Below are 7,951 nucleotides of genomic sequence, written 5' to 3'. Positions count from 1 at the left end.
CGCATCGCGACCGTGGCGCGGCCCGCAGGCCGCCGTGACATCCGCCTCCATCATCGTGCCGAGCGCCTCGATCCCCGCCGCAAGGCAGAACCGATCAAAGCTCGCCCGCACTTCTGCAAACGCTTCGTCCACAGCCCCAGTCGCCGGCGAACCAGCCGGTGTGATATCTCTCGTCATGGCGTTGCTCTCCTTTGTGGAATCAGCACCCCGAGCCTACCGGCTCAAGGTGGGCAACGCCGACCTCTTCAGAAATTCAACAGAACCCGGGACATCCCCTGCATCGGAGCGGTGAGCTGACAGCGATGTAGGTTCTGGATGCGCCGCATGAGGCCATGCGCGACTTGGTGAGAGCCCACGCCAGGGCGATGCGTGTGCTCGGCAAGGCGCGGCAACATCTCCAAGGCTTCCTACTGCGACATGGGCGCATCTATGCCGGTAAGAAGGGCTGGACCCTGGCTTATCGTCGCTGGCTCACCACGGTGCGCTTCGCTCACCCGGCGAGCCAAATCGTTCTGCAGAACTACATTCATGCCGTGACCGACGCTGAAGTCCGTGTGGACCGCTTGACCAAGCAGATCGAAAGAGCTGACGCCACAATGGTCGATGACGCCATTCGTAGAGACCGTGCAGGCCATGCATCGATCCGCTCCTGTCCATCCATGAAAATATCTGCAAGCAGCAAGGCAAGTTCGAGGATGAAGTCCGCCAGCTGGCGAGGTCCGATGAGACGACGCGTCGCCTGATGACGGTTCCTGGTGTCGGCGTTGACGTTCCGCCATACGATCGATGATCCGTCGCGCTTCCGATCGGCAGCGAGCGTCGGCGCCTATCTGGGTCTTACACCTCGGCGCAACCAATCTGGCGAAAGTGACATCAATGGCAAGATATCACGCTGGTGCGACAGGCTCCTCCGAACGTACCTGTTCGAGGCAGCGACTGTTCTGCTTTATCGAACGAAAAAATGGTCATCTCTCAGAGCCCGGGACTGGCTTGCCAAGCGGATTGGCATGAACAAGGCGAAGGTCGCCATCGCCCGGAAGATCACCGTGATCCTCCATTGCGTCATCTGGGTTGACGAAACGTCGTTCGATTGGGGCCACGCAAAGGCTGCCTGACCTGATCATATCTTGCGAGATTCTGGCCCGATTCTCGACGGGCCAGCGATGTCCCGCTCGGACGGTGGTGGTGGTGACCTTGATCAATCGGCTGGTGGCGGCTCGTCCGCACTCCGCTGGACGCGTTGAGGCGTCCGACCCGGAACTCATCATGAGGCGCTGCGCGACCTCGGAAAGGACCATGACCCCAGCGATGGCATCAACAGGTCAACTATAGGCTTACCCAATGCCTCAGCCTCGCTCGCGCCGTCTCCCTTACCTGACCAGCTTCGACGGCACGAGCGCTACCGACGTGCGGTTGGAGAGTTCAAAAAGGAAGCTTGACAACAAACCGAACTTAAAGGGCCGACTGACAGACTGGCGAACTGCCCGGTTATGGAAAGCCCGAGAAGCCGTACGATATCGCCGATTTGCTGCAAGTCTATGATCGGAGCGATAAGTTGGCTTTTGTAAAGCCATGGGATTTCGGTGCGTACCGTCGCTAAATTTGAGACTGGGCCCCCACGCCTGCGTTACTCGAGATCACACTTGCTCAGGCAGAGCATGACGCGCGCATCGCAGAAGCCTTGAAGGCTTTTCTCTATCGAGAGCCGAAACCCAAGTTGGTTGGGGTGATGGAAGGTCACGACCAGCCGCGCAGTCACATTTCGTACAAGGCGGCCGCACGAACGCCACTTCAGCCTGGTCTAGCCGCTTACCAATCGGCGAAGCTCGCGGTCCACGCTAGAGTGGAAACGTACGACCGTATCGTCTGCGAGGACGTCCGAGCGATAGATGTAGTCGAGCATGATGTTGTCGCCCATTCTTTTGACGCGCAGCTGCAGATCGAAACCAATCTCTCTTCCAAGGTCTCTTGGGCTTTCACTCGGCAGCGCCCCTTCGCTCGGCAGCACGAATTTCTGATTGAGAATGAGGGTGGTTACCGGGTAGCGCCCTGAAGGCCTACCAATGCCGAGTCGCGCCTCGAGGTCTAAGATGCTGAAGGTGGAGCAGCGGCGCAGCTGAGCCAGACACTCGTTGGCCGACGCCACAAGTGCCTTCGCGCGGCCTTCTGTTGCCGGGTAGACGACTGCCAACAAGGCACAGCATCCTATGATAGAATGATGCGCTTCCAGGGGGCGCGCGAGTACTGGTACAGCGAGCACTGGTTCCACATCGAAATGCCGCCGCAGCGCGATACCATAGCCTGCGAGAATCACCGCCAGGACACTAGCGCCAGAAGCGCGCGCAAGGCGCCGCACGCCCCCAGCAGTTCCTGGTTCCAATGTTTTGAGGACGCCGTGGCTTCTTCCGGTAGCAGAGGCGGCGCCTAGCGAGGTGTACCGCTGAATGGTGCCGAATCGATCGAGCCACACGTCCCGCGCCGCTCGCGCGGCGACGGCTTCTCGCTCTCTCCTCTGCCATCTTGCGTACTCCCAATACGTCGTTTCCGCGATGCGGGCCCGCCCCACGCTCATCGATCCGTTCAGAATACCCAGGAACTGCGACACAAAGACTTCCAGGGCGTGGGCATCGGCAATCAAGTGATGCGCGCAAAGGACGAAGGCCTGCCCATCGTCGGATTCGCCGAAGGAGGCGATCCGGAATAGGGGCCAAACCAATGGATCTATAACGGTTTCCGCAAATTCCAGCCGTTTCGCCCGACTGAAGTCGGCGACGGTTAGGAAGTCCTGATAACTGGACAGCTGAGTGGCCGCCTCGAGGCGATCTGGCTCCATCCCCGACGCGTCCAACGTCGCCTGTTGCGTTGGCGGGTCTGCGTTAAAGTAGGTCCGCAACCCGTCGTGGCGCTTACAGAGCACCGCTAGAGCCCAGAGCACTTTCTCCTGCGGGTACGATTTTGGGCTGACGAACTCAATTATCACGTTGCATGAGGAGTTGCTGCCGGCGGGCATCGCAACATCTCGGTAGCACGACTGGGATATCGAAAGGGGAAGATCAAGCAAGGAGGTCAACATTTGCGGCAAACCGGGGTTCTCCAAATGTCCGGAAGACTCCAAACCGGATGAGAGTCAGCCGACGATCAATTCGTATCCCTGACCAAGCGAGCTTCACGTTTGCGTCTCGGCCACTTCGACAACAATCTCTTGGTCGCGTAGCAGATTGGCTGGAATGCGGCGCACCTGCGGCAGAGTCCGCAGATTGTGAATGCCGTATGCTTTCATCAGCTTCTCCCGTTCTCACTTCGGAGGGTCGAGGCGCAATCGCGGCCTCGCGAATTCGGCGCCGAGGATCAGGCGCTGCTCAAAGTGTGTCTTCGCGTTTCGAAAGGACCGGAGGACATTTCGGATACAGATCCGATCCAAGTGCACCGAGACCGGGTAGAGCAAAAAGGCTGGAGCACCGCTCCTATAGCGATGATTGACAAAGCGCGGCACGTAGCCGACGACTGGGGTGTCGTTTTCAACATTGAACTCGTTTTGGTTTAGAAATGACCAGAACAGCTCGCAACGCTCCTTGTAAAGGAGCACCTCGTTCGAGTCCGGCGTCGCATCGATGTCTCTAAACTCCAGCGTTTCTCTGTAGAAATCCGGACGTATTACAACTTCGAAGCCCAAGGTATCGGTATTTACTAGTTCAAGATCATCGATGGATGCGAGCTCCTCCACAAACATCTCGCGGGCTCGCAGCGCGCGGCCGATATATTCTCGGAATCCTTGTTTTCCCAACCGGCGCAGCACGTGATAGGCGGTGATGATCCCTTGGCATGTTCGCGAGTTTTCCAAGGTCCGGTCGAAGTTTGATGCATCGCCGAAGTCACGTTCCTCTATCTGAGCCCGCATCGCCGAGTTAATCGAGCGAAGCGAGGCGGCGTCTTGCGCCATGAAGACGCTCGACGAATAGGGGCACAATCCAGTTTTGTGGAAATCGACACCGAAGGAATCCGTAACCCTGACTGCAGCGACACGTCGATGTAACTCCATGATCCCTTGTACAGTAGCCGGCGACAAATAGGTCGGAATCGTACTCTCCGAATCGAACATCAACCAAGGCCACGAGATAACCAGGTCAGCGTGCAGTTGCGGGAGCGGTACACCCGCCCTAGCGCAAACGCGGTCGATTACCCTTCTGGCGCCATCGAAGTCATCTGCGACTACGTTCATGGTGGCGCCGCCGCTAACAATCACCGCGGAAACCACATCCCCCTTCGCCAGCAATTGCGTCATGGTCCACTCCAAGGACGCTAGATCCATGCCCCCGCGAGCATCGGTCTGCACCCTAATGGAAGCCTCCTGACCAAGACCAAGGAAATTGCAGATGCTCTCAAGAGAATAGTGCGCGGCGGCGCTCGCTAGCACGCGGTGGCGATTGCGATACCCCTTGGCGACCCCCTCTGGTTCAGTCTTATTCAGGCCGGCCTTGATGCCGTACATAAGAGTTGCCTTGCCCCCAGACGTGAAGACGCCGCCGACCAACCTCGCGTCCCATCTGGCGAGTCCCGCTAGCGCTGAAACGACACGCCGTTCAGCTAACAGCAGCTTACCTGAGGTGTGATCCCAGAGGCCGTTGGGATTGTACAAGCTCGTGATCGCGGCGAGCGCGACAGTGTCGAGCAACGGCGACGGGGTAATGTTGAAAAGGGCACGCGGGTCGTGCCACCGGATACAGCCGTCGAAGTACTGACAGGTGTCCGACATCGCCTCCTCGAAGGACGAAATGGCACCAGGGATCTCGAAGCCAACGTTCTCCTCATTGTACATCCCTGTGGGGTCGACCGGCCTGCGTCCACTCCTTCCACCTGAAGTGGCACTGAGACGGGCAATCAGGAACGAGAATTTTTCTTCCAGTTTAGGAATGTTGGCCTCGTTCGGAAGCAGGAATTCCGACCTGCAAAAGGCCTCCCAATCAAGTTGATTCATGGCTTGGCTTGCTCGACAATCTGCCCGCAAATCTGTCCACGGAATGGCTGACATCATCAAAGACACTTCGCCTAGCCGACCTCAGCGGTGGGTGTTCGCTCCTACGACTATCTCATCACCTACGTAGACGAGGCAGAGCAGCACGACTTGCGAGCGGCATTTCGCACCAATCATGGTGCCGATCAACTACAAGAATTTGCAGGTAGAAGAGATCAGTCTCATCCGGAGAATAATCAGAGCTTGAGGAGCCGGCGGCAGAAGACCTGTTTCAGGATGCCGATCCGCCGCGGAAGGAGAGTGGGATGACCAGCGGTCGCGTTTCGAGCAGGGCAGGGCGAGCTTGTCGCCTTGGGTATGATAGTTGTTGGCGTTGCGATTGCTTCTTCTATTCCGCTGGCAGCGCGGGAACTTGCAGAGCGGCAGGGCTCCGGGAGATGTGCGATGTGTAGCAGATCAAGGTTATCGTCAACAAGTCTCGCACACTTAAGTCGGCACGGCGTTTTCCACCATGGTGGCCGGCTCACCTCACGTCGTTGACGTGATGTCGCTCAGCGAGCAGACTATCTGATAGCACTCGGGATCGATTATGCACATGCGCGCGCGTCTCATCAAAGTGCTGATCCAAGCCTTGCCCCAATATCCCTGCTGCGGGGGTTCGCCAATAGCAAAGGACCGTGGATGCGCATGACGCAGTAAGATTCAGTCTGTGCCGCCTGATGCGGGGCAAAAACCCCGCCTGCTCGGGGATTGACGACGCCCGTCGTCCAAGGGACGCAGCTCGAATCGGGATACAACCGTTGCGTGCTGTCGTCGCAGCTAACGGAGCCGTGGGATGTCGCTCAAGTTGGATGTCAAATTAATCGGCATACTCGGCTTCGGTGCATTTGGCCGGCTTGTTGCGACACATCTGCATCCGCATTTTTCGCTGATCGCCTACGATCCTGAGCTGTCTGCGGAAGACCGTGGTCTTGATTGTGTACAGCGCGGCAATATCGCGGATGTGGGACGCTGCGACCTCGTAATCCTTGCCGTCCCCGTTGCCAATTTGGCAGCCGCAATCAAAGAGCTTCGTCCACACCTCCGGCCGGGCGGCATTGTGGTCGATGTCGGCTCAGTAAAGATGCGCCCTATCGAGGTGATGAAGGCTGAGCTACCTTCGTTCGTTGAGATCGTTGGAACGCACCCTCTGTTCGGGCCAGGAAGCGCCCGCGATGGAATTGCCGGACTTAAGATCGCGCTGTGCCCTGTGCGGGGCCGCTCGGTCCTCAGAATCGGGGCTTTCCTGCGATACGTGCTCGGGCTCACGGTGCATATTGTGTCGCCAGAGGAACACGATCGGGAAGCCGCGATTGTTCAGGGTATCACGCATCTCGTCGCCAAGGTTCTCATACGCATGGAGCCTCTGCCGAGGCGATTGACAACGGCAAGCTTCGATCATCTGATCCAAGCTACAGAAATGGTCAGACACGACGCCCCAAGCGTATTTCTCGCAATCGAGCGCGAAAACCCCTACGCCGCGGGAATTCGAGAACGCTTTTTTTCGCTCGCGGAAGCGACGCGCGCGATGTTGGATCAGCACGACTGAACGAAGCCGCATTCTTCATAGTCGTCCGTTCTTTAATCGCGGGCAGGATGTCAACCCCCGATACTCCAAAATGATCCGCTGCCGGGTTCATGGTTCTTTCCGCGGTCGTCTCTGTGCACGAGCGCCGCATGATGGCGTTCAAGAGGTGTGGCATCCCGATGTTAAGAGCGCGGTGCGCGTAACGCCCGCAGGGACGACTTCGAGATTGCCAGCACCGTCGTCCCGGCAGGGACGCATGCTCCGCCGAAGGCGGATCTGGGTTTATTTTAGGACTACTTCATGCGGTACGCATCTCTGCCTGGAATTCGGTGCCATCTGTCCAGATGGCATGGAGGATGACGGCCATTTTGCGCGCGACAGCAACCTTGGCCTTCTTGGTGCCGATGCGTTTGGCCAACTTGCTGCCCCAGCGCTTGAGCGAAGAACCTCGCCTGACAACAGTCAGCAGGACGTTCGCGGCCTCGAACAGATAAGTTCGCATCTGGTGGTTGCCGCGCTTGGAGATGCGGCCAGTGCGATCCATCTCACCAGATTGATAACGTCTTGGTGTCAAGCCGAGATAGGCGCCGACGTCGGCGGAGTGTCGGAAGCGAGTGGGGTCGTCGATGGTAACGACGAAAGACAGGGCAGTCAGTGGACCGATGCCGAGAACGGTCATCATTCGCCGAACGGTCTGGTCAGCTTTTGCCGCTGCCAGGAGTAATCGATCGAACTTCTCAATCTGCTCAGTCAAGCAGGCCTGGACAAGGAGTAGCGGTGCGAAAATATCTTGTAAATCCGGCGCTTCAGCGAGCACGGCGTCGACTTTGCGACCGAGGTTAGTCGAGCCGGCCTTGCCGAGCACTATTCCCAGCCCCTTGCACAGACCGCGCATTTGGTTGTCAATATCTCGCCGTAGATTCACCAGCCTGTTTCGAGCCGCCAGCATCGAACGGGTTTTCCAGTTCTCCGCCCCCTTAACGGCCGCTTCCCGGTACCAACCCATGCGGGCCATTTCGGCCAACCCCCTGGCATCGTTCTGATCCGACTTGTTGATGCGCATCGATAACGCTGCGTTGGCATGACGCGCGTCCAGGCAAATTACCGGAAAGCCTAGCGCTTTGAGTTGGTGCCAAAGCCAATTGGAAAGCGAGCCCGTTTCAAACACGATCCGTTCAGCGTTGCCGGCGTGCTGCCGCAAGAGTTTGGCGATGGCCTCAGGATTGGTCGACGCGCAACCTTCGAATGTCACGCCGCCGGTTTGGTTCAAAACGCAAATGCTGGTTTCTTCCATAGAGATGTCCAGACCAACGTACTGCTTCATGGCGCTGCTTCCTTTCGATAATCTGCGGAGACTGATCCTACTGACCCTCGTGTCCTCAGGAAGACGTCAGCCGCGATTACGCCATGTT

At 58.0% G+C, this 7,951-nt stretch carries 6 protein-coding genes and 1 pseudogene; 3 read left to right on the top strand and 4 right to left on the bottom strand.

What is annotated here, in order from left to right; translation table 11 throughout:
• Nucleotides 1-177, bottom strand: a pseudogene (locus K289_RS51255) (IS256 family transposase); the annotation flags it as partial.
• A gap of 188 nt (nt 178-365) precedes the next feature.
• Between K289_RS51255 and K289_RS0139790 the strand changes: the two are divergent.
• Both K289_RS0139790 and K289_RS47085 read left to right on the top strand, forming a co-directional pair.
• Complete coding sequence (locus K289_RS0139790; protein WP_198024883.1) at nt 366-743, top strand: hypothetical protein; 378 nt, start codon at nt 366-368, stop codon at nt 741-743.
• Between the two features lie 12 nt (nt 744-755).
• Nucleotides 756-1,115, top strand: coding sequence for a transposase (locus tag K289_RS47085; RefSeq protein ID WP_371260914.1), 360 nt, complete (start codon nt 756-758; stop codon nt 1,113-1,115).
• Between the two features lie 686 nt (nt 1,116-1,801).
• Here the strand turns inward: K289_RS47085 and K289_RS0139780 are convergent.
• Both K289_RS0139780 and K289_RS0139770 read right to left on the bottom strand, forming a co-directional pair.
• Entirely contained in the window at nt 1,802-3,073 is a 1,272-nt protein-coding gene (locus K289_RS0139780; RefSeq protein WP_027556421.1) for a condensation domain-containing protein, read from the bottom strand.
• A 222-nt stretch (nt 3,074-3,295) separates the two neighbouring features.
• Entirely contained in the window at nt 3,296-4,975 is a 1,680-nt protein-coding gene (locus tag K289_RS0139770) for a pyridoxal-dependent decarboxylase (RefSeq protein ID WP_027556420.1), read from the bottom strand.
• An 832-nt stretch (nt 4,976-5,807) separates the two neighbouring features.
• On the opposite strand from K289_RS0139770, the gene K289_RS47080 reads away from it, so the two are divergent.
• The gene (locus tag K289_RS47080) at nt 5,808-6,560 is read left to right on the top strand and encodes a prephenate dehydrogenase (RefSeq protein ID WP_035687822.1); all 753 of its coding nucleotides are present in this window, start codon (nt 5,808-5,810) and stop codon (nt 6,558-6,560) included.
• A 277-nt stretch (nt 6,561-6,837) separates the two neighbouring features.
• Here K289_RS47080 and K289_RS0139760 read toward each other — a convergent pair whose 3' ends face one another.
• Nucleotides 6,838-7,863: an IS110 family transposase gene (locus K289_RS0139760; protein ID WP_027556376.1), complete on the bottom strand. Its 1,026-nt coding sequence runs from the start codon at nt 7,861-7,863 to the stop codon at nt 6,838-6,840.
• Between the last annotated feature and the right edge of the window lie 88 nt (nt 7,864-7,951).

This window comes from Bradyrhizobium sp. Cp5.3 (assembly GCF_000426265.1).
Taxonomy (GTDB): domain Bacteria; phylum Pseudomonadota; class Alphaproteobacteria; order Rhizobiales; family Xanthobacteraceae; genus Bradyrhizobium; species Bradyrhizobium neotropicale.
The sequence above is the reverse complement of the archived record's forward strand: the minus strand, read 5'-3'. Positions and strand labels throughout refer to the sequence as shown.

What these genes read in the sequence shown, in the direction of transcription:
- K289_RS0139790 (WP_198024883.1), top strand. Translation starts at nt 366, where the DNA reads ATGCGTGTGCTCGGCAAGGCGCGGCAACATCTCCAAGGCTTCCTACTG.
- K289_RS0139780 (WP_027556421.1), bottom strand. Translation starts at nt 3,073, where the DNA reads ATGTTGACCTCCTTGCTTGATCTTCCCCTTTCGATATCCCAGTCGTGC.
- K289_RS0139770 (WP_027556420.1), bottom strand. Translation starts at nt 4,975, where the DNA reads ATGAATCAACTTGATTGGGAGGCCTTTTGCAGGTCGGAATTCCTGCTT.
- K289_RS47080 (WP_035687822.1), top strand. Translation starts at nt 5,808, where the DNA reads ATGTCGCTCAAGTTGGATGTCAAATTAATCGGCATACTCGGCTTCGGT.
- K289_RS0139760 (WP_027556376.1), bottom strand. Translation starts at nt 7,863, where the DNA reads ATGAAGCAGTACGTTGGTCTGGACATCTCTATGGAAGAAACCAGCATT.